Annotated in this window: 21 protein-coding genes; 15 read left to right on the forward strand and 6 right to left on the reverse strand. The window is 69.8% G+C overall.

All coding sequences use genetic code 11. The features are described 5' to 3' along the window. Positions 1–16: 16 nt before the first annotated feature. The 4 genes from AC07BS_RS30735 to AC07BS_RS30750 are packed head-to-tail and all read right to left on the reverse strand — an operon-like array spanning position 17 to position 3933. Positions 17–808 carry a succinate dehydrogenase/fumarate reductase iron-sulfur subunit gene (locus AC07BS_RS30735; RefSeq protein WP_478935138.1) on the reverse strand — a complete coding sequence of 264 codons (792 nt, stop codon included), beginning with the start codon at positions 806–808 and terminating at the stop codon, positions 17–19. Continuing rightward, positions 805–2733 (reverse strand): fumarate reductase/succinate dehydrogenase flavoprotein subunit, encoded by a 1929-nt coding sequence (locus AC07BS_RS30740; protein WP_478642932.1) that lies wholly within the window; start codon positions 2731–2733, stop codon positions 805–807. The genes AC07BS_RS30735 and AC07BS_RS30740 overlap by 4 nt, the downstream gene beginning before the upstream one ends. Before the next feature lie 12 nt (positions 2734–2745). Next, positions 2746–3585: a hypothetical protein gene (locus AC07BS_RS30745; RefSeq protein ID WP_478935139.1), complete on the reverse strand. Its 840-nt coding sequence runs from the start codon at positions 3583–3585 to the stop codon at positions 2746–2748. Positions 3586–3639: 54 nt separating this feature from the next. Beyond that, the gene (locus tag AC07BS_RS30750; protein ID WP_478642929.1) at positions 3640–3933 is read right to left on the reverse strand and encodes a hypothetical protein; all 294 of its coding nucleotides are present in this window, start codon (positions 3931–3933) and stop codon (positions 3640–3642) included. A 289-nt stretch (positions 3934–4222) separates the two neighbouring features. Here AC07BS_RS30750 and AC07BS_RS30755 point away from each other — a divergent pair, with 289 nt between their 5' ends. The 13 genes from AC07BS_RS30755 (at position 4223) to AC07BS_RS30815 (ending at position 18758) form a co-directional block, all read left to right on the forward strand. Then, positions 4223–6232 (forward strand): ABC transporter family substrate-binding protein, encoded by a 2010-nt coding sequence (locus tag AC07BS_RS30755; RefSeq protein ID WP_478935162.1) that lies wholly within the window; start codon positions 4223–4225, stop codon positions 6230–6232. 171 nt (positions 6233–6403) lie between these two features. Further along, entirely contained in the window at positions 6404–8305 is a 1902-nt protein-coding gene (gene typA / locus AC07BS_RS30760) for a translational GTPase TypA (protein WP_478642926.1), read from the forward strand. A gap of 394 nt (positions 8306–8699) precedes the next feature. Then, positions 8700–10331, forward strand: a complete 1632-nt coding sequence (locus AC07BS_RS30765) for a peptide ABC transporter substrate-binding protein (protein WP_478642923.1) — start codon at positions 8700–8702, stop codon at positions 10329–10331. A 95-nt stretch (positions 10332–10426) separates the two neighbouring features. Then, complete coding sequence (locus AC07BS_RS30770; RefSeq protein ID WP_478642920.1) at positions 10427–11353, forward strand: ABC transporter permease; 927 nt, start codon at positions 10427–10429, stop codon at positions 11351–11353. Beyond that, on the forward strand, positions 11346–12284 hold the full coding sequence (locus AC07BS_RS30775) for an ABC transporter permease (protein WP_478935140.1): 939 nt from the start codon (positions 11346–11348) through the stop codon (positions 12282–12284). Before AC07BS_RS30770 ends, AC07BS_RS30775 begins: the two co-directional genes overlap by 8 nt. Before the next feature lie 11 nt (positions 12285–12295). Next, positions 12296–13354: an ABC transporter ATP-binding protein gene (locus AC07BS_RS30780; protein ID WP_478642915.1), complete on the forward strand. Its 1059-nt coding sequence runs from the start codon at positions 12296–12298 to the stop codon at positions 13352–13354. Beyond that, entirely contained in the window at positions 13347–14495 is a 1149-nt protein-coding gene (locus AC07BS_RS30785; protein WP_478642913.1) for an ABC transporter ATP-binding protein, read from the forward strand. The genes AC07BS_RS30780 and AC07BS_RS30785 overlap by 8 nt, the downstream gene beginning before the upstream one ends. A gap of 248 nt (positions 14496–14743) precedes the next feature. Next, the gene (locus AC07BS_RS30790; protein WP_478642910.1) at positions 14744–15634 is read left to right on the forward strand and encodes a sigma-70 family RNA polymerase sigma factor; all 891 of its coding nucleotides are present in this window, start codon (positions 14744–14746) and stop codon (positions 15632–15634) included. Between the two features lie 62 nt (positions 15635–15696). Further along, positions 15697–16131 carry a DUF6924 domain-containing protein gene (locus AC07BS_RS30795; protein WP_478642907.1) on the forward strand — a complete coding sequence of 145 codons (435 nt, stop codon included), beginning with the start codon at positions 15697–15699 and terminating at the stop codon, positions 16129–16131. A 98-nt stretch (positions 16132–16229) separates the two neighbouring features. Next, positions 16230–16505, forward strand: a complete 276-nt coding sequence (locus AC07BS_RS30800) for a hypothetical protein (RefSeq protein ID WP_478642904.1) — start codon at positions 16230–16232, stop codon at positions 16503–16505. A 20-nt stretch (positions 16506–16525) separates the two neighbouring features. Further along, positions 16526–16927 (forward strand): twitching motility protein PilT, encoded by a 402-nt coding sequence (locus AC07BS_RS30805; protein WP_478935141.1) that lies wholly within the window; start codon positions 16526–16528, stop codon positions 16925–16927. Between the two features lie 89 nt (positions 16928–17016). Further along, positions 17017–17520, forward strand: coding sequence for a hypothetical protein (locus AC07BS_RS30810; protein WP_478642900.1), 504 nt, complete (start codon positions 17017–17019; stop codon positions 17518–17520). A gap of 338 nt (positions 17521–17858) precedes the next feature. Further along, positions 17859–18758, forward strand: coding sequence for a helix-turn-helix transcriptional regulator (locus AC07BS_RS30815; RefSeq protein ID WP_478935142.1), 900 nt, complete (start codon positions 17859–17861; stop codon positions 18756–18758). A 50-nt stretch (positions 18759–18808) separates the two neighbouring features. On the opposite strand, the gene AC07BS_RS30820 is transcribed toward AC07BS_RS30815, so the two are convergent. Both AC07BS_RS30820 and AC07BS_RS30825 read right to left on the reverse strand, forming a co-directional pair. After that, positions 18809–19387 (reverse strand): XRE family transcriptional regulator, encoded by a 579-nt coding sequence (locus tag AC07BS_RS30820; protein WP_478935143.1) that lies wholly within the window; start codon positions 19385–19387, stop codon positions 18809–18811. Between the two features lie 27 nt (positions 19388–19414). After that, positions 19415–19657, reverse strand: a complete 243-nt coding sequence (locus AC07BS_RS30825) for a winged helix-turn-helix domain-containing protein (protein ID WP_478642896.1) — start codon at positions 19655–19657, stop codon at positions 19415–19417. Positions 19658–19827: 170 nt separating this feature from the next. Here AC07BS_RS30825 and AC07BS_RS30830 point away from each other — a divergent pair, with 170 nt between their 5' ends. Beyond that, positions 19828–20010, forward strand: a complete 183-nt coding sequence (locus AC07BS_RS30830; protein WP_478935144.1) for a hypothetical protein — start codon at positions 19828–19830, stop codon at positions 20008–20010. Beyond that, positions 20007–20378: a hypothetical protein gene (locus AC07BS_RS30835; RefSeq protein WP_478935145.1), complete on the forward strand. Its 372-nt coding sequence runs from the start codon at positions 20007–20009 to the stop codon at positions 20376–20378. The genes AC07BS_RS30830 and AC07BS_RS30835 overlap by 4 nt, the downstream gene beginning before the upstream one ends. Positions 20379–20457 lie beyond the last annotated feature (79 nt).

Raw genomic sequence — 20457 nt, forward strand, 5'->3', positions numbered from 1 at the left:
GGGAGGGCCGGAGGTACTACGGAGCGTGTTCGGCCCCACGGTCGGCTCCCCGGCGGAAGATCTTGCTGCCCAGCCAGACCAGCGGATCGTAGGACCGGTCGACCACCCGCTCCTTCAGCGGGATCAGGGCGTTGTCCGTGATCTTGATGTGTTCGGGGCAGACCTCCGAGCAGCACTTGGTGATGTTGCAGTACCCCAGGCCGTGGTCCTCGCGGGCCCCGCGCCGGCGGTCGAGGCCCTCCTCCGCCGCCCCGTCCAGCGGGTGCATGTCCAGCTCGGCCACCCGCATCAGGAAGCGCGGCCCGGAGAACGCGGGCTTGTTCTCCTCGTGGTCACGCACCACATGGCAGGTGTCCTGGCACAGGAAGCACTCGATGCACTTGCGGAACTCCTGGACCCGGCCCACGTCCTCCTGGCGCATCCGGTACTCGCCCGGCTTCAGCCCCGCCGGCGGCACGAACGCCGGCACCTCGCGCGCCTTCGCGTAGTTGTACGACACGTCCGTCACCAGGTCCCGGACCACCGGGAACGTCCGCATCGGGGTGACCGTGACCGTCTCCTCCGGGTCGAAGACCGACATCCGGGTCATGCACATCAGCCGGGGCCGGCCGTTGATCTCCGCGCTGCACGAGCCGCACTTGCCCGCCTTGCAGTTCCAGCGCACCGCCATGTCGGGCGCGGCCGTGGCCTGCAAACGGTGGATGACGTCGAGGACGACCTCGCCCTCGTTCACCGTCACCTCGTAGTCCTGGAGGCCGCCGCCGTCCGCATCGCCCCGCCACACCTTGAAGCGGGCCTGATAACTCATGACGTGAGCTCCTCGTCGGTCAGGTACTTCCTCAGCTCTTCCTTCTCGAAGAGCTCCAGCAGATCGCCCCGGATCGGCGGGGTCTCCAGCCGCTCCAGCCGGATCAGCCCCAGCACCGAGTCGGCCGCCGCGGGCTCGGCGGACTCGTCCGCCAGCCGGCAGACCAGGTTGAGCCGCCGCCAGCGCCGGTCCATCCCCGGGTGGTCGTCCCGGGTGTGCCCGCCCCGGCTCTCCTCGCGCTCCAGCGCCGCCCGGGCCACGCACTCGCTGACCAGCAGCATGTTCCGCAGGTCCAGGGCCAGGTGCCAGCCGGGGTTGAACTGCCGGTGCCCCTCCACGCCCGCCCGCCGGGCGCGGGCGCGCAGCCCGGCCAGGCGGTGCAGCGCCTCCTCCATCTCGCCCGCCCGCCGGATGATGCCGACCAGGTCGCCCATCGTCCGCTGGAGCTCCTGGTGGAGGGTGTACGGGTTCTCGGCCGCCCCCTCGGGCTGCTCGGCCCCGAACGGGCGCAGCGCCTCCGCCTCCGCCAGCTCCACATCGGCGTCCGACACCGCGGGCGCCGCGCCGGTCGCGAAGGCGGCCGCGTAGCGGGCCGCGTACAACCCGGCGCGCCGGCCGAAGACCAGCAGGTCGGACAGCGAGTTGCCGCCCAGCCGGTTGGAGCCGTGCATACCGCCGGCGACCTCGCCCGCCGCGAACAGCCCCGGTACCCCCACGGCCGCCGCCGTGTCCGGTTCGACCTCGATGCCGCCCATCACGTAGTGGCAGGTCGGCCCGACCTCCATCGGCTCGGCCGTGATGTCGACGTCCGCCAGCTCCTTGAACTGGTGGTGCATCGACGGCAGCTTGCGCTGGATCACCTCGGCCGGCATCCGGGTCGACACGTCCAGGAACACCCCGCCGTGCGGGGACCCCCGGCCGGCCTTGACCTCGGCGTTGATGGCGCGCGCCACCTCGTCGCGGGGCAACAGCTCGGGCGGCCGGCGGTTGTGGTCCGGGTCCGTGTACCAGCGGTCGCCCTCGGCCTCGGACTCGGCGTACTTCTCCTTGAACACGTCCGGCACGTAGTCGAACATGAAGCGCCGGCCCTCGCTGTTGCGCAGCACGCCGCCGTCGCCGCGTACGGACTCGGTGACCAGGATGCCCTTGACGGACGGCGGCCAGACCATGCCCGTGGGGTGGAACTGCACGAACTCCATGTTGATCAGCCGGGCGCCCGCCAGCAGCGCCAGCGCGTGCCCGTCGCCGGTGTACTCCCAGGAGTTCGAGGTCACCTGGAACGACTTGCCGATGCCGCCGGTCGCCAGCACCACGGCCGGGGACTCCAGGACGAAGAACCGCCCGGACTCCCGCTCGTAGCCGAAGACGCCGCAGACCCGGCCGTCGTCTTTCAGGACACGGGTCACCGTGCACTCCTGGAAGACCTTCAGCCTGGCCTCGTAGTCGCCGTACTCCCGGTGGTCCTCCTGCTGGAGCGAGACGATCTTCTGCTGGAGGGTGCGGATCAGCTCCAGGCCCGTACGGTCGCCCACGTGCGCGAGCCGCGGGTACTCGTGGCCGCCGAAGTTGCGCTGCGAGATCCGCCCGTCGGGCGTGCGGTCGAAGACCGCGCCCCAGGTCTCCAGCTCCCAGACCCGGTCCGGGGCCTCCTGGGCGTGCAGCTCGGCCATCCGCCAGTTGTTGAGGAACTTGCCGCCGCGCATGGTGTCGCGGAAGTGCACCTGCCAGTTGTCGTTGCCGTTGACGTTGCCCATGGAGGCGGCGATGCCGCCCTCCGCCATCACCGTGTGCGCCTTGCCGAACAGCGACTTGCAGATCACCGCGCAGCGCAGCCCCTGCTCGCGGGCCTCGATCGCGGCACGCAGCCCGGCGCCCCCCGCGCCCACCACGACCACGTCCCAGGCCTGCCGGTCCACCCGTGTCATCTGTGAGGCCTCCTAGAAGAACCGCGGATCGTCGAAGGCGCCACTGGCGACCAGATAGACATAGAGATCGGCGACCGCCACGCTCACCAGGGACGCCCAGGCGAGCAGCATGTGACGGGCGTTCAGCACGCTCACCCACGTCCACATCCGGTAGCGCACCGGGTGCTTGGAGAAGGTGCGCAGCCGTCCGCCGACGATGTGCCGGCAGGAATGGCAGGACAGGGTGTACGCCCAGATCAGCGCGACGTTGGCGAGCAGCACCAGGGTGCCCAGGCCCATGTGGCCCCACGCGCCGTTCTCGTCGCGGAAGCCCAGGGCCGCGTCATAGGTGAGCACCCCCGCCACCAGCACCGCGAAGTAGAAGAAGTACCGGTGGATGTTCTGCAGGACGAGCGGGAAACGGCTCTCGCCCGAGTACGTCGTGTGCGGCTCGGGCACCGCGCAGGCCGGGGGAGAGGCCCAGAAGCCCCGGTAGTAGGCCTTGCGGTAGTAGTAGCACGTCAGCCGGAAGCCCAGCGGGAAGATCAGCACCAGCAGGGCCGGCGACAGGCGCCACCACGAGCCCACGATCCCCCAGTCCGCGCCGCCCGGCATGTCCGCGCAGTTCTCCGCGAGACACGGCGAGTAGAAGGGCGAGACGTAGGGGGCGGCGTAGTAGTCGCTGCCGGAGAAGGCGCGCCAGGAGGAGTAGACGATGAACGCCAGCAGGCCGGCGGCCGTGGCGGCGGGCTGCAGCCACCAGCGGTCTCGCCGCAGGTGACGGGCCGGGATCGCGGCGCGCGAGGCGTGGTGGACACCACGCCCCGTGCGATCCCCGGCCGCAGAGGTGTCGGGTTCGGTTCCAGTGGCCAAGGGGGACTCCGGTGAGGAGTGGGTCGAAGGGGAACGCCGCTGCCTTCGGACCGGTCAGGGGGCGTGCCCGGTACGGGAGCCGAGGCCCTCGTCCTCCGCGTCCTTCCACAGCGAGGCGTCGTACGGGGCGTCGGGGACCAGCACCATGTCCTGCCGCGAGGGCATCGCGGGGCGAACCGTGCCGTTTCCACGCAGAAGGGCGACGCTCTCGCGCAGGTGTCCGGCGTCCGTGCGGACCCGCCGCACCTCCAGGCCGCTCTTGCCCAGCCGCTGCTCCAGCCGGCCGATCGAGCGGTCCATATCGTCGAGACAGCGCTGAATGGTGGTCAGTTCTTCTTCAACGGACATGAAGTGGCCTTCCGCTCAGGTGATTGCGGGTGGCGCCCGGTCATGCGACAGAGAGTGTCGCGCGTCACACCCCTCCAGGGGAAGATAGCCGCCGGGATCAGGCCTTCGGCGGAACGCGCACGCGTGGCGCCGCCCGCCGCCCGTCGTTCCCCCAGGTGGGTGGCGTGACCGCGCGCGGCGACGTGTCGGCATGTCTTCGCCCCGCCTCTCGCCTTCAGTGGGCGGCAAGACAGGCAGCACGCACGACACGGGCGCCCGCGCCCGGCGGAGGTGGCAACCCATGTCGTCCATGCGCATCCGGCGCACCCGGCGCGTCCGCCGCTCCGCCGCGCTCGCCGCGGCCGCCCTGCTGCTGCCCGTGCCCCTGCTCACCGGCTGCGGCGGCAACGAGGAGCCCGAGGACGACGACGGCCCCGCCGTCGCCGCCGACATCGCCCCGGCCCCCCGCGCCAAGATCGCCGACAAGGGCACCCTGACCTGGGGCGTCGACGCCCTGCCCGCCACGTACAACACCTTCCAGGCCGACGCCGACGCCGCGGCCCACCGGGTCGCCGGAGCCGTCCTGCCCACCCTCTTCACCCTGGACTCCCGCGGCCGCCCGCAGCGCAACCCCGACTATCTGACATCGGCCGGGATCACCCGCCGCGAGCCCCGCCAGCTCGTCGTCTACCGCATCAACCCCAAGGCCGTCTGGAGCGACGGCCACGCCGTCACCGCGGCCGACTTCGAAGCCCAGTGGAAGGCCCTGCGCGGCAAGGACAGCGCCTTCTGGGCCGCGCACCACGCCGGCTACGACCGCATCGACCGGGTCGAACGCGGGGCCGACGACCACGAGGTCAAGGTCACCTTCGCCCGCAACTACGCCGACTGGAAGTCGCTCTTCACCCCGCTCTACCCCAAGGCCGTCACGGGCACCGCCGACGCCTTCAACGACACCGCCCGCAAGACGCCGCCGCTCTCCGCCGGCCCCTTCGCGGTGGGCCCGCGGGACGACGGTCAGGGCACCCTCGCCCTCGTCCGCAACCCCCGCTGGTGGGGCGACCGGGCCAAGCTCGACCGCCTCGTCCTGCGGGCCGTGCCCCGCGACCGCCGCATCGACGCCCTGGCGGCCGGGAAGCTCGACCTCGCCGAGATCAACCCGGCCGGTGCCGAACGCATCACCAAGGCGCAGGCCGCGGCCAAGAAGGACCGGAAGGACCGCAAGGACGCGGCGGACAAGGGCCGCGCCGGCGCCGCCCCCGCCGGCGACACGGCGAACAAGCCCGCGGCCGCCGACGTCACCGCCCTGCGCGGCCTGACCGTCCGCCGCTCCCTGGAACCCGCCTACACCCAGCTCGCCCTCAACGGCGCCTCCGGCCCCCTCGCCGACGAGCGCGTCCGCCGCGCGATCGCCCGGGCCGTGGACCGCAAAGCCCTCGCCGAGTACGTGCTGAAGCCGCTGGGCCTGCCCGTCGCGGCGCCCGGCAGCCATGTCCTGGTGGCCGGCCAGCCCGGCTACCGGGACACCAGCTCCGCCCTCGGCTCCGTCGACCCCCGGGCCGCCCAGGACCTCCTCGCCGCCGCCGGCTGGAAGGAGGGCCACGGCACCGGCCCGCAGAAGAAGGCGGCCGGCAGCCTGTCGCCCGTGCCCGTCCCGGCCCGCACCGCCTCCCCCGGGCACAGCCCCGGCCCGGACGACGACGACCCCAGCGGCATCGGCGACGACCCCTCCGGCGACGACAAGGGCGCCCGTGACTCCGGCGGCAAGGCCGTCGCCGCCCCCGCCCGCTACAAGGACGGCAAGAAGCTGACGCTCCGCTTCGTCCTCCCCAAGGGCACCGGCGCCGAGCCGCTCCGGGCCGTGGGCGAGCGCATCGCCCGCCAGCTCGACGCCATCGGCATCCGCACGGAGATCGTCAAGGTCGACGACGCGAGCTTCTTCAAGGACCACATCGCCTCCGGCGACTTCGACCTGGCCCTCTACGGCTGGCCCACCGGCGCCTACCCCGCCACCGACGCCCGCCCGATCTTCGCCAAGCCCCAGCCCGCCGCCGACGGCTCCCTGATCGTCGAGCAGAACTACACCCGGGTCGGCACCGACCAGATCGACCGGCTGTTCGAGCAGGCCACCGGCGAGCTGGACACCGGCGCCTCCCGTGACCTGATGGCCAGGGCCGACGCCCGGATCTGGGCCGTCTCGGCCGCCATCCCGCTCTACCAGCGCCCCGAGCTGGTGGGCGTCCGCGGCAAGGTCGTCAACGCCGGCGCCTTCGGACTGGCCACTCCGCGCTACCAGGACCTCGGATTCCTCCGTACCTAACCCCGGTTCAACCACATCACCGCAGGTCAGAAGGGGCCCTCCCGGCCCTGGGCGGCCGAACGCGGCGACGCCCCGTACCATGGAAGTGGCCGCGGCGTGATCTGCCCGGCAGGGCGCGCGTGCCGGACCGTACGCGCCGTCATCCACGATTCCGGGAGAAGCGCCGCAAGTATGCCCACGCGCCACGACATTCGAAACGTCGCCATCGTCGCTCACGTCGACCACGGCAAGACGACCATCGTCGACGCCATGCTCAAGCAGGCCGGCGCCTTCGCCGCGCACCAGCAGGTCGACGACCGGGTCATGGACTCGAACGACCTGGAGCGTGAGAAGGGCATCACGATCCTCGCCAAGAACACGGCGGTGAAGTATCACCCCAAGGACGGCGGGGCCCCGATCACGATCAACATCATCGACACCCCCGGCCACGCCGACTTCGGTGGCGAGGTCGAGCGCGGTCTGTCGATGGTCGACGCGGTCGTCCTGCTCGTCGACGCCTCCGAGGGCCCGCTGCCGCAGACCCGCTTCGTGCTCCGCAAGGCGCTCCAGCAGCGGAAGCCGGTCATCCTCTGCATCAACAAGACGGACCGCCCGGACTCCCGGATCGACGAGGTCGTCAACGACACCTACGACCTCTTCCTCGACCTGGACGCCGACGAGGACCAGATCGAGTTCCCGATCATCTACGCCTGCGGCCGTGACGGCATCGCCTCGCTGACCAAGCCGGAGGACGGCACCGTCCCCGCCGACAGCGAGAACCTGGAGCCGTTCTTCTCCACCATCCTGGAGCACGTCCCGGCCCCGACGTACGAGGAGGACGCGCCCCTCCAGGCCCACGTCACCAACCTCGACGCCGACAACTTCCTCGGCCGTATCGCGCTGCTCCGCGTCGAGCAGGGCGAGCTGCGCAAGGGCCAGACCGTGGCCTGGATCAAGCGCGACGGCTCGATCTCCAACGTCCGCATCACCGAGCTGATGATGACCGAGGCGCTCACCCGCAAGCCGGCCGAGGTCGCCGGCCCGGGCGACATCTGCGCGGTCGCCGGTATCCCCGAGATCATGATCGGTGAGACCCTGGCCGACCCGGAGAACCCGGTCGCGCTGCCCCTGATCACGGTCGACGAGCCGGCGATCTCCATGACCATCGGTACCAACACCTCGCCGCTGGTCGGCCGTGGTGGCACCGGCAAGGGCGCGGACGCCAAGGCGGCCGTCAAGGACCGCAAGGTCACCGCCCGCCAGGTCAAGGACCGTCTGGACCGCGAGCTGATCGGTAACGTCTCGCTGCGTGTCCTGGACACCGAGCGCCCCGACGCCTGGGAGGTGCAGGGCCGCGGTGAGCTGGCGCTGGCCATCCTGGTCGAGCAGATGCGCCGCGAGGGCTTCGAGATGACGATCGGCAAGCCGCAGGTCGTCACCAAGGAGGTCGACGGCAAGACCTACGAGCCCGTCGAGCGCATGACGATCGACGTGCCCGAGGAGCACATGGGCGCCGTCACCCAGCTGATGGGTGTCCGCAAGGGCCGCATGGACAACATGTCCAACCACGGCTCCGGCTGGGTCCGCATGGAGTTCGTCGTCCCGTCCCGCGGCCTCATCGGCTTCCGTACGGAGTTCCTGACCAACACCCGCGGTACGGGCATCGCCCACTCCATCCACGAGGGCCACGAGCCGTGGTTCGGCAACCTCCAGACCCGTAACAACGGTTCGCTGGTCGCCGACCGCGCCGGTGCCGTCACCGCCTTCGCGATGACGAACCTCCAGGAGCGCGGTGTGCTCTTCACCGACCCGGGCACCGAGGTGTACGAGGGCATGATCGTCGGCGAGAACTCCCGCTCCGACGACATGGACGTCAACATCACCAAGGAGAAGAAGCTCACCAACATGCGCTCCTCCTCCGCCGACTCCTTCGAGGCGATCGTCCCGCCGCGCAAGCTGTCGCTGGAGCAGTCCCTGGAGTTCTGCCGCGACGACGAGTGCGTCGAGGTGACCCCGGAGGCGGTCCGTATCCGCAAGGTCGTCCTGGACCAGAAGGAGCGCGGTCGCACGGCCTCGCGCGCCAAGCACGGCTGACGGCCGGCACGCCCTTCCGAACGAAGGCCCGGCTCCCGCGTCGCACGCGGGAGCCGGGCCTTCGGCGTTCCTCTGTCCGGATAACGCACCCACGACGCCGGATGTCGTGTTAACAGTCCGTTTCGTCGGTGTCTGTCTGCACTGCCTTTGTCCGGATTTCGAACCTCGCGCGGTGATCGATGTGACCAAAGCGAGACCCTATAAGTGTGGTTTAAAGGGCGGTCGTACCCAATAGTTGGGTTCACTGAGCTCGGGTCAACGGGTCACGCGCTGTGGGGAGCGCCGACTCACGAGCACACTCGAGGTGCCGGTTCCGTCTCCGCTGTCAGGGGTGTCAGCGTGGGGCCGGCGCCTCATCTTGTAGTGATTGTGGACTCATGAGGAGGGCATTCCCATGCGCGGTGCCAAGAGCGCTACCTGGGTCGCGACGGCAATCGCCGTCGCGCTGACGGCGACGGCCTGTGGTGGCGGCGGAAGTGACAGCGACGACAGCAACGCGGCTGTCAATCCCGACGGCACCTACACGTACTACAACGTCGAGCCGCAGAACCCGATCATCCCGAGCAACACCAACGAGGTCGGCGGCGGATACATCGTCAAGAACCTCTTCCGCAGCCTCGTCGACTTCGACGAGAAGTCGAAGCTGCGCATGGTGGCGGCCGAGAGCATCGACACCTCGGACAACAAGACCTTCAAGGTCAAGCTGAAGCCGGGCTGGAAGTTCCACAACGGCGAGCCCCAGACCTCCGCCTCCTTCGTGGACGCCTGGAACTGGGCGGCCAACGCCAAGAACGCCCAGCTGAACGCTTCTTGGTTCGAGCCGATCAAGGGCTACGAGGACGTCCACCCGGAGAAGGGCGACCCGAAGACCGAGAAGCTCGAGGGTCTGAAGATCGTCAACGACCTCGAGTTCACCATCGAGCTCAAGCAGCCTGTCGCCACCTTCAAGGAGCAGCTGTTCTACGACGCCTTCTCCCCGCTGCCCAAGGCGTTCTACAAGGACACCAAGGCGTTCGGCGAGCACCCGATCGGCAACGGCCCGTACATGATGGACGGGGACTGGCAGCACAAGGTCGAGTTCAAGACCAAGAAGTTCGCCGACTACAAGGGTGACGACAAGCCGAAGAACGGCGGCGTCGTCTTCAAGTTCTACAACAAGGACGACGCGGCCTACAACGACCTCGTCTCCGACAAGCTGGACATCATGTACCAGGTCCCCAACTCCATGGCGGGCCAGTACAAGAACGACCTCGGCAAGCGCGCCGTGAGCCAGATGTTCGGCGGCAACACCAACATCTCCTTCCCGCTGTACGACGGTGACTGGGGCAAGCCGGAGAAGGTCAAGGTCCGTCAGGGCCTGTCCATGGCGATCGACCGCGAGACCATCGCCAAGACCGCGCTCAAGGGCAGCAAGGAGGCGGCCAACGGCATCACCCCGAAGGTCGTCGAGGGCTACCAGGACGGCGCCTGCGGCGAGTTCTGCAAGTTCAACCCGGGCAAGGCCAAGGACCTCATCAAGGAGGGCGGCGGCGTTCCGGGTAACAAGATCACCCTCACCTACAACGCCGACGGCGCCAACAAGGAGTGGGCGGACGCGGTCTGCAACGACATCCGGCAGAACGCCGGCGTCGAGTGCGTCACCGACCCGAAGCCGACCTTCCAGCAGGCCCGCACCGACATCACCGAGCGCCGCATGAAGAGCGCGTTCCGCATGGCCTGGGTGCAGGACTTCCCGAACATCCAGAACTTCATCTCCGCCCAGTACCGCACCAAGGCCGGTGCGAACGACATGGAGTTCAGCAACAAGGACGTCGACGACCTGATGAACAAGGCCGACGAGGCCAAGACCATCGAGGAGTCGAACAAGCTGTACTTCGAGGCGGAGAAGAAGATCCTCCAGGAGAACATGCCCTCCATCCCGCTGTTCTTCGACCACACCCTCGCCGGGTACTCCAAGAAGGTGCAGAACGTAAAGTTCGACTCCTTCCGCCAGGCGATCTGGACTGACGTCGAGGTCAAGAAGTAACCGGGACACGCTTGCAGTGACGCAGGCCCGGCGGCCGCCCTCCTCCCACAGGACAACGGGGCGGCCGCCGGGCCCCGTCGGCGACAGGAGGAACCATGGGGCGCTTTGTCGCGAGGCGACTGCTCCAGATGATCCCGGTCTTCATCGGGACCACTTTGCTCATCTTCTTGATGGTGTACTCGCTGCCGGGTGACCCCATCAAATCGCTCTTCGGCCCCAAGGCGGCCGACCCGGCGACGGTCGAGAGACTGCGCCACCAGTACGGCCTCGACAAGCCCTTGCTCGAGCAGTACTGGAACTACATCTCCGGCCTGTTCCAAGGGGACTTCGGCCAGAGCTTCACCGGACGTCCCGTCGCCGACCTGATGGGCGAGGCATTCCCCGTGACCATCCGGCTGGCGCTGCTCGCGTTCGGCTTCGAGGTCGTCGTGGGCATCGCGCTCGGTGTCGTCACCGGCCTCAAGCGGGGCAAGACCCTGGACCAGGTCGTCCTGGTGCTCACGCTGATCGTGATCTCGATCCCGGTCTTCGTCATCGGCTACGTCACGCAGTTCCTGCTGGGTCTGAAGTGGAAGGTCATCACACCGACCGTCCAGGACTCCATGGATCTGGGCCAGTTGATGGTCCCGGCCATCGTGCTCGCCGCCCTCTCGCTGGCGTACGTCACGCGTCTGACGCGGACCACCGTGGGCGAGAACCTCCGGGCCGACTACATGCGCACCGCCGTCGCCAAGGGCCTGCCGCGCAAGCGCATCATCGGCGTCCACCTGATGCGCAACTCCCTCATTCCTGTCGTCACGTTCCTCGGCACCGACCTCGGCATGCTGATGGGCGGCGCCATCGTCACCGAGGGCATCTTCAACATCCAGGGCGTGGGCAACACGCTCTTCCGGTCCATCCAGACCAGTGAAGGCCCCACCGTCGTGGGCATCGTGACCGTGCTCGTTCTCGTCTACCTCGTGAGCAGCCTGGTCGTCGATCTGCTGTACGCCGTCCTGGACCCGAGGATCCGCTATGCCTGAGAAGACGCTGGCCCCTGAGGCCACCCCCGCCCCCGAGGCCCCCGAGGCCAAGACGGCGGGCACCAACAAGCCCCGCTCCCTCGGTCAGGACGCCTGGCGCGAGCTGCGCGGCAGCTGGCTGTTCTGGGTGTCCGGCGTGCTGCTGGTCCTCTTCATCATCATGGCGGCGTTCCCGACGCTGTTCACCGATGTCGACCCGCGCCAGGCCGACCTGCGCGGCCACTACCTGGCCCCGCCGAACTGGTCCCACTTCTTCGAGGCCGACTGGTTCGGTTACAACGGCCAGGGCCAGAGCGTCTACGCCCGTACGGTCCACGGCGCCCGTGCCTCGATCATCGTCGGCGTGTGCGTGACCCTCGCGGTCACCGTGTTCGGCGGCTTCATCGGCATGATCGCCGGCTACTTCGGCGGCTGGGTCGACGGCGTGCTCTCCCGCCTCACGGACATCTTCTTCGGCATCCCGCTGCTGCTCGGTGCGCTGACCCTGCTCCAGGCGTTCACCCACCGCACCGTGTGGACCGTGACGCTCGGCCTCGCCACCTTCGGCTGGATGCAGATCGCCCGCGTCATGCGCGGCGCGGTCATCACGCAGAAGCAGGCGGACTTCGTGACGGCGGCCCGCGCCCTGGGTGCCGGCACCGGCCGGATCCTCTTCCGGCACATCCTGCCGAACGTCCTCGGCCCGGTGATCGTCGTCGCGACCATCGCGCTCGGCGGCTACATCTCCACCGAGGCCACCCTGTCGTACCTGGGCATCGGTCTTCAGGACCCCGTGGTCTCCTGGGGTGTCGACATCTCCGCGGCCCAGACCCAGCTGCGCGACGCTCCGCACGTGCTGCTCGTCCCGGCCTCGTTCCTGAGCCTGACCGTGCTCGCGTTCATCCTGCTCGGCGACGCGGTGCGCGACGCCCTCGACCCCAAGCTGCGCTGAGGGAGGCGTACGTGACCACCACCGAGAAGACCGGACGCGTCCCCGAGCCGCGTGCCGGCGACGCGAACGCGTCGTCCCTGCTGGAAGTCCGCGACCTGCACGTGGAGTTCCACACCCGTGACGGCGTCGCCAAGGCCGTGAACGGCGTCAACTACTCCGTCGACGCCGGTGAGACGCTGGCGGTGCTGGGCGAGTCGGGTTCCGGCAAGTCCGTCACCGCGCAGGCCATCATGGGCATCCTCGACATGCCGCCCGGGAAGATCCCGCAGGGCGAGATCATGTTCAAGGGCCAGGACATGCTGAAGATGTCCGCCGAGGAGCGCCGCAAGATCCGTGGCAGCAAGATCGCCATGATCTTCCAGGACGCGCTGTCCTCGCTGAACCCGGTGCTCAGCGTGGGCTACCAGCTCGGCGAGATGTTCCGCGTCCACCAGGGCCTCTCCAAGAAGGAGGCCAAGCTCAAGGCCATCGAGCTGATGGACCGGGTGCGCATCCCGGCCGCCAGGGAGCGGGTGAACGACTACCCGCACCAGTTCTCCGGCGGTATGCGGCAGCGCATCATGATCGCGATGGCGCTGGCCCTGGAGCCGGACCTGATCATCGCGGACGAGCCGACGACGGCCCTGGACGTCACCGTCCAGGCCCAGGTCATGGACCTGCTCGCGGAGCTCCAGAGCGAGTACAACATGGGCCTCATCCTCATCACCCACGACCTGGGTGTCGTCGCCGACGTCGCCGACAAGATCGCGGTGATGTACGCGGGCCGCATCGTCGAGACCGCGCCCGTCGACGAGCTGTACAAGCGCCCCGCCCACCCGTACACCCGGGGTCTGCTGGACTCGATCCCGCGCCTGGACCAGAAGGGCCAGGAGCTGTACGCGATCAAGGGCCTGCCGCCCAACCTGCTGCGCATCCCCAGCGGCTGCGCGTTCAACCCGCGCTGCCCCAAGGCGACGGACCTGTGCCGCTCGGAGATCCCGGCGCTGCACCAGGTGACCGAGCGGGACGGTGCGGAGCTGGCCGGCCGCGGCAGCGCGTGCCACTTCTGGAAGGAGACGATCCATGGCTGAGAACAGCAAGAACGCGAAGGCCGTGGACGCGACGCCGAACGTCTCCGAGGTCGAGGTCAGCGACGCGAGCACGACCGCCGAGGTGGAGGCCGTCCTGGACGCCCCCGTCGAGCGCGGTGAGCCGATCCTTCAGGTGCGCAATCTGGTCAAGCACTTCCCGCTGACCCAGGGCATCCTCTTCAAGAAGCAGATCGGCGCGGTCAAGGCCGTCGACGGCGTGTCCTTCGACCTCTACCAGGGCGAGACCCTCGGCATCGTCGGCGAGTCCGGCTGTGGCAAGTCCACCGTCGCCAAGCTGCTGATGACCCTGGAGACGGCCACCTCGGGCGAGGTCTTCTACAAGGGCCAGGACATCACCAAGCTGTCCGGGCGTGCGCTGAAGGCGGTCCGCCGCAACATCCAGATGGTCTTCCAGGACCCGTACACGTCGCTGAACCCGCGCATGACGGTCGGCGACATCATCGGCGAGCCCTTCGAGATCCACCCCGAGGTGGCTCCCAAGGGCGACCGCCGCAAGCGGGTCCAGGAGCTGCTGGACGTCGTGGGCCTCAACCCCGAGTACATCAACCGCTATCCGCACCAGTTCTCGGGCGGTCAGCGTCAGCGCATCGGCATCGCCCGCGGCCTGGCGCTCAACCCCGAGATCATCATCTGCGACGAGCCGGTGTCCGCGCTGGACGTGTCGGTGCAGGCGCAGGTCGTCAACCTGATGGAGAAGCTCCAGGACGAGTTCAACCTGTCCTACGTCTTCATCGCGCACGACCTGTCGATCGTCCGGCACATCTCCGACCGGGTCGGCGTGATGTACCTCGGCAAGATGGCCGAGATCGGCACGGACTCCGAGATCTACGACCACCCGACGCACCCGTACACGCAGGCGCTGCTGTCGGCCGTCCCGGTCCCGGACCCCGGCGCCCGTGAGGGCCGCGAGCGCATCATCCTCACCGGCGACGTGCCGTCGCCGGCCAACCCGCCGTCCGGCTGCCGCTTCCGCACCCGCTGCTGGAAGGCGCAGGACAAGTGCGCCGAGGAGGTGCCGCTGCTGGCGGTGCCGGAGGTGTTCGCGGGCAAGAGGACGCCGGCGGCGCACGAGTCGGCGTGCCACTTCGCGGAGGAGAAGCAGGTGGTGGGCGCGGCGTAGGCCGCACTCGCGCGGCGTGGGCCGCACTCGCGTCACGGTGGCGGGGCTCGTCCGGGGAGACCGGGGGAGCCCCGCCACCGTTGTGCGTGCCGTTCTCCTTCCGGGCGGGCCCTTCCGCGCACTCCGGGCCGGCCGGGCCCCGCCCGCGTCCGTAGATGATCATGGTGAGGGGGTCTCCGGTACGGCGTGTCACACCGGGCGCCCCGCGTACGTCAACACAGTGAGAGATCACGACGGGAGAGTGCGGGATGGACGCGGAAGCATTTCTGGCCGGGCGCTTCGAGGAGCACCGGCCGCGCCTGCGGGCGGTGGCCTACCGGATGCTGGGTTCGCTGAGCGAGGCCGAGGACGCCGTACAGGAGGCCTGGCTGCGGCTGGCGCGCTCCGACGCCGACGCCGTGCAGAACCTGGCCGGGTGGCTGACCACCGTCGTCGGCCGGGTCTGCCTGGACATGCTGCGCTCGCGGACGTCACGCGGTGAGGAGCCGCTGGAGACGCACGTCCCCGACCCGCTGGTGAGCGGCGCCGACGTGGTCGACCCCGAGCAGGAGACGCTGCTGGCCGACTCGGTGGGGCTGGCGCTGCTGGTGGTGCTGGAGACGCTGACGCCCGCCGAGCGGCTCGCCTTCGTCCTGCACGACATGTTCGCGGTGCCGTTCGACGAGATCGCGCCCGTGGTGGGCCGCACCCCGGCCGCGGCCCGCCAGTTGGCCAGCCGGGCCCGCCGCCGGGTCCAGGGCGGGGCCGCGGCCCCCGACCCGGACCTCGGCCGCCAGCGGGCGGTCGTCGACGCCTTCCTGGCCGCCTCGCGGGGCGGCGACTTCGAGGCCCTGGTCACCCTCCTCGACCCGGACGTCGTGCTGCGCGCCGACACCGGCGCCGTCTCGGAGGGCGTCTTCACCTCGAAGCTGCTCCGTGGCGCCCGTGCCGTCGCCGGCCAGGCGCTGGCCTTCCGCCGCTACGCCGAGGGCGCCCGCCCGGCACTGGTCAACGGGGCGATGGGCACCGTCACGATCGTCGCCGGCCGGCCGGTGTCGGTCACCGCCCTGACCATCGTCGACGGCCGGATCACCGAGATGAACATCCTCGCCGACCCGGTGCGCCTGAGCGCGCTGGACCTGGCCGTTCTCGGCGCGTGACGGGGTGAGATCGTTCTGCTGACCTCGCAGACCACGGGGCATGTCCGAAGGGAAGCAGAACAGTGACGCAGGACCGTCCGTCGATACCCACCCTCCTGTCGACCGCGTGCACCCCGGTGCTCCGCACCGACTTCTCCGACCAGGAGGCGTGGGAGGACGTCCGCCGGACGATCGAGACGCCGACCGAGCGCGACGAGTTCGTGGCGGACGTGACCTTCGTCGACGACGAGTCCTGCGAGGGCCTCACCGCCGAGCGGCTCGCCGCGCTCGTACCGGACGACTACGAGCACCCGCTGCTCGTCCTCGTCGACGAGGTGGCCCTGGCCTCCGACGAGATGCCGCTGCTCTGCGTCGACCTGGCGGAGGACCGGGGCCGCACGCTCCGCGTCGTGGCCACCGAGCTCTGGTCGATCGAGAACAACCTGTCGCTGGCCAACATGGACTTCGACGAGTTCACGGACGCGGCCGAGGAGGACGGGGTGTTCCGGGGGTTCTGAGGGTTGGTTCTGCGGGGGTCGGGAGCCGGCCGGTCCCGATCGGGTGAACCTCCGCGCCGGGGCCCGGGACGTCTGCCGCCGTCCGTATGATCGGGAGTATGAGCCTGGAGCGTGTCACCATCACGATCCCCAGCGAGACCCTCACCGCCGCCAAGGAGGCCGCGGACCGCGAGGGGCTCAGCGTCTCGGCGTGGCTGTCCCGCGCGGCCGAACGGGCGGCGAAGATCGAGGCGGGACTGGCCGCGGCGGAGCGGGTGCTGGCGGAGGTGGGCCCGCCCACCCCGGAGGAGCAGGCCTGGGTCGACGACTTCATGGACGCGGTCGCCCGGCCGGCCGCCGAGGAATCGCCGGGCACGGGTCACCACGCGGCCTGACGGCCGGACGGGGGAGCGGGATGAGTGCCTTGCGTGCCGTCGTCTACGACGCCGGAATGCTGATCGCGGCCGAGCGGTCCCAGGCCAGGGCCTGGCGCGCCCACCGGGCCTATCTGATGGCGGGCGGCGTCCCCCAGGTCCCCGCTCCGGTCGTCGCACAGGTCTGGCGGGACGGCGCCCGCCAGGCGCGCCTCGCCCAGCTGCTGAAGGGGTGCGACGTACCGGCCCTGGACGAAGGGCTCGCCCGGGAGATCGGGGAGCTGCTCGGCGAGTCCGGGACCGCCGACCCCGCGGACGGTGCCGTGGCGGTGCTCGCCGCCCGGTCGGCGGCCGCCGTCGTCACATCGGACCCGGACGACATCCGGCACCTCCTGGACCGGCTGGGAAGCAGGGGCAAGCTCGTCACGGTCCAGGTGATGTGAGCCAGCCGACGGCGACGGTAATAGGTGGGTCTGGCAACTACTTTGGTGTTAGCTTCTGAGCACATGTCACCGGACAGGGTGGGGGAATCGTGCGCGGAGTGGCGAAGGCGGCCGGAGTGGCCCTGGTGGTCGTGGCACTGACGGCCGGGTGCTCCGGCGGCGGGTCCGGCGGGGGCGAGGACGCCACGAGCGGTCCCAGTGCCGCGGGGCCGTCCGCCACCGCCCCGCGCTCCCCGGCGCCGTCCGGCGACGGCGCGCCCCTCGACGGCACCTACGCCGCCCGGTCCGCCGACGGCCCCGTGGGCCTGTCCATCGACCGGGGCAAGGCCGTCCTCTTCAGCGACAACGGCAAGCGCGCCTGCACCGGCGACGTCCGCGGGGAGCATGCCCCCGTGACCCTCGCCCTCCGCTGCGCCGACGGCAACACCGACCGCACGGCGGGCACGATCGAGTCCACCGCGGGCAAGACCCTGGTCGTCTCCTGGGGGAGCGGCCGGAAGGACACCTTCACCAGGACCGCCGACGCGGCCCCCCTCCCCGACCCCACCCACCTCGGCGGCGGCCTCCCGGCCCCGAAGAAGCTGGGTGGCTGAGCGAAGGCGGAGCGGAATCCATCGCACGTCCGTTTGACCTCCGGCTCCTCAAACCTCTTACCCGCCAAGCGATTTCGCCGATTGTCCTACGTCGGGGGTAGTCTCGCGTTCACGCAGGGTTGACGGTGGGCTACCACTGCGGCGGCAGGCGACGAAGTGGCGAACGTAGGCGCGAACGTTGGGGGATGGTGGATGGTCGGTCGCGAGGTGTCACCCGCGGATCATCAGGACAAGGAGATCCGCCAGGTCCTCAAGCGGCTTGTTGCCGCCGGATGGATCCTGCGGAAGGAGGGGCACTGGGGCTGGCGAGTACACGATCTGGGGGGTCGAGGGTCTCGATGGAGTATGAGTTTCTCTTCGTCGTGAGCGGCATCAACGTGGATGACGACGTGGCGGTCGGCATCGTGTTCGACGAGTTCGACGGGTTGCTCACTCATCACCGGGGCAAGCACCTGCTCGATGTGTCCGAGGTCGGCGACAGCGCCGTCGACGCGGCCAATCGCCTGGTCGTACGACTGCGGCGGGAGTTGCCGCAGCTACGCCTGCTGAGGCTGGATCCGGACCTGGTCGGCGTGGGGGAGATCGCCCGGCGGGTCGGCCGGACACGCCAGAACGTCCTTCAGTGGGTGAACGGCGAGCGCCACGGGAACGCGGCCCCGTTCCCCGCTCCCGAGGGCACTGTCGGGCGTTCCCTCGTCTGGCGCTGGGCCGAGATCAACGCCTGGCTGGCGGAGATCGGTGAAGGTGTCGGCGGAGCGGGGGCGACCCGCGAAGACGCCCTGCACATCGACTTCATGCTGCCGCGCTGGCAGCAGGTGCTGGACGACGGACTGCCGATCGTACGCTTCGTGCCGGCCGCCCAGGATGACGACCGTTCGGCCGACCGGGCGCTCGTCGAACGACTCCTGGAAGCCATGCTCGCCGCCCCCGACGTCCTGGGGACGATGCTTTCGGCGTTCCCCTGGAGGGACCATCCACGGCTCGCGATCATCTGCGCCGCGCTGCCCGACCGGCTGGAAACGGTGGCGTCATGCATCCGCAGCGACGACACCTGGGTGATCCTCGCCTGCCAAGGCAGAGAGCGCGAACTGCGCCTGACCCCCATCTCCCCACGTGAGACGCCGGGGGCACGGCCGGTATCGGAGCTCGGCCTCGGCCGGGACGCGACCGTGGGCGATCTCCTTCTGGTCATCGACAACGGGGCGGTGGCCCCCGCCACCCCGGTCACCGTCATCTGACGCATCAGCCCCGGCTGCCCGTCCCCTTGGGAGGGGCCCCTCCCAAGGGCTCACGCGATCGGACCGCCGCGGGACCAGAGTTCCTCCGCGTGCTCCATGAAACGGAAGAACATGCCGCCGTCGCCCCGCCGACGCAGATGCAGCAGCGGCGAGTCGTGGCCGACCTGCCGAGCGAGGTGGGGCGTGACGAGCGCCTCGTCGTCGAAGCGGAAGACGGACAACGAGACGTGGTTCGTGGCGTCGGTGGGTGTGGAGAAGCGTGCCTCCAGGCCGTCGAGCTCGCCCATCCTCGCCAGCTGCTCCAGCGTCATCCGGATCCGCGTCGACACGGTCAGGGTCACGTCCTCGATCTCTTCCCGCTGACGGGTCACCGCGCCCTCGGGATCACCGATCAGGAAACGGACGTGGCAGCCGCCTTCCGCCTTGCGGCGGAGCAGCTCGGGCAGTGCCGGAACCTGGGTCCACAGGAAGTACGACGTGTACCCGCCGAAGAACAGATCGGTCGTCGCGTCGGCGATGAGCTCACCCCATACGGTCGACGGACACGCGGACCGGTACGGGTAGCTGTGCACGTTCTCCTGGTCGCCACCGGTCTTCAGCCGGTCCCTGACCGCCTTCGGCCACGCCATCCGTCTCCGCACCTCCGCAGGCGGGTCTCACCGGCCATGTGGGTCCTTGGACACGAACGATCCCATACCCGGCTCCGTGTAGATGAGCCCTTCGGCTCGCAGCGCGTTGAACACCTTCTGGCTCGTCGCCGTGGCGATACCGAACTCCTCCATGAGTTTGACGACGGACGGCACGCGTGAACGGGGCGGGTACGTACCGTCCTTGATGCGTTGTCGAATGATTTCGGCGACCTGACGCCAGCGTGGAATGTCCGGTGCGAATTCGATCACATGAGCACGCTACGCACACCATCGCGTCCTAGTCGAGGCATGAGGTACCTAGTACGGCTGATACGGCTGCAATACCTGCTACGCCTCCGCTAGCCTCCAGGCAACACGGAACCCCGGCGACCGCTGCAACGGTCCCGGGGCCTGGCCAACGCTGCTTCAGGAGCGTCGACATGACGAAGTCTAACTTTCGCTGGTTCACGTGGCTGAGGGCCGTCAGCGCCCGCCCTCAGCCACGACAGGTCTCCCGAGCCCCGCGAACGCACCCGGCCCTGCCCGCCTCCGTCCCCACCGCCTTCGCCTGGGTCAGTTCCCGCGGCATCGACATCCGCCCCCTCGCCAAGGAGGGCCGATGACCGACTCGGTGCCGGTCGGAACCCTGGTGCACGACACCGCGCGGGACCGGATCAGTGAGGTCCTGTCCCTCGCGGGGAAGCGGGTCACGCTGCGCGCACCCGGTGGCGGGCGTGAGTGGGAGGCTCCGATGGCCGATCTCCGTCCCGCGTCCGGGCGGGACGTACTGCGCGCGCGAGCGCTGGAGGCCAATCGGCGTAGCCGGCAGGCGGTCTGCCGGCCCGAGCCGGTGACCCCGTACCCCCGGTGCGAGGCCTGCTGGAGCATCAAGCGGCGCCGGTACCGGGCCCTCCGGGCCGGGGACCGGGCGGAGGCCGTCCGGATGACCGAGGTCATGGGCGTCCATCTGCGGGAGGCGCACGTGGGCTGAGCGGCCTCAGCCCGCGGCGGGCCCTGTCCGTCCCCGGCCAGGGCCCGCCCCCACTCACGCATACGGGCTCATACATCCG

The organism is Streptomyces sp. NPDC044063, assembly GCF_056434285.1.

Excerpts from the sequence above, each read along its gene's own strand:
- AC07BS_RS30735 (WP_478935138.1), bottom strand. The coding sequence starts at position 808 with ATGAGTTATCAGGCCCGCTTCAAGGTGTGGCGGGGCGATGCGGACGGC.
- AC07BS_RS30740 (WP_478642932.1), bottom strand. The coding sequence starts at position 2,733 with ATGACACGGGTGGACCGGCAGGCCTGGGACGTGGTCGTGGTGGGCGCG.
- AC07BS_RS30750 (WP_478642929.1), bottom strand. The coding sequence starts at position 3,933 with ATGTCCGTTGAAGAAGAACTGACCACCATTCAGCGCTGTCTCGACGAT.
- AC07BS_RS30755 (WP_478935162.1), top strand. The coding sequence starts at position 4,223 with ATGCGCATCCGGCGCACCCGGCGCGTCCGCCGCTCCGCCGCGCTCGCC.
- typA (WP_478642926.1), top strand. The coding sequence starts at position 6,404 with ATGCCCACGCGCCACGACATTCGAAACGTCGCCATCGTCGCTCACGTC.
- AC07BS_RS30765 (WP_478642923.1), top strand. The coding sequence starts at position 8,700 with ATGCGCGGTGCCAAGAGCGCTACCTGGGTCGCGACGGCAATCGCCGTC.
- AC07BS_RS30770 (WP_478642920.1), top strand. The coding sequence starts at position 10,427 with ATGGGGCGCTTTGTCGCGAGGCGACTGCTCCAGATGATCCCGGTCTTC.
- AC07BS_RS30775 (WP_478935140.1), top strand. The coding sequence starts at position 11,346 with ATGCCTGAGAAGACGCTGGCCCCTGAGGCCACCCCCGCCCCCGAGGCC.
- AC07BS_RS30785 (WP_478642913.1), top strand. The coding sequence starts at position 13,347 with ATGGCTGAGAACAGCAAGAACGCGAAGGCCGTGGACGCGACGCCGAAC.
- AC07BS_RS30790 (WP_478642910.1), top strand. The coding sequence starts at position 14,744 with ATGGACGCGGAAGCATTTCTGGCCGGGCGCTTCGAGGAGCACCGGCCG.
- AC07BS_RS30800 (WP_478642904.1), top strand. The coding sequence starts at position 16,230 with ATGAGCCTGGAGCGTGTCACCATCACGATCCCCAGCGAGACCCTCACC.
- AC07BS_RS30805 (WP_478935141.1), top strand. The coding sequence starts at position 16,526 with ATGAGTGCCTTGCGTGCCGTCGTCTACGACGCCGGAATGCTGATCGCG.
- AC07BS_RS30815 (WP_478935142.1), top strand. The coding sequence starts at position 17,859 with ATGGAGTATGAGTTTCTCTTCGTCGTGAGCGGCATCAACGTGGATGAC.
- AC07BS_RS30820 (WP_478935143.1), bottom strand. The coding sequence starts at position 19,387 with ATGGCGTGGCCGAAGGCGGTCAGGGACCGGCTGAAGACCGGTGGCGAC.
- AC07BS_RS30830 (WP_478935144.1), top strand. The coding sequence starts at position 19,828 with ATGACGAAGTCTAACTTTCGCTGGTTCACGTGGCTGAGGGCCGTCAGC.
- AC07BS_RS30835 (WP_478935145.1), top strand. The coding sequence starts at position 20,007 with ATGACCGACTCGGTGCCGGTCGGAACCCTGGTGCACGACACCGCGCGG.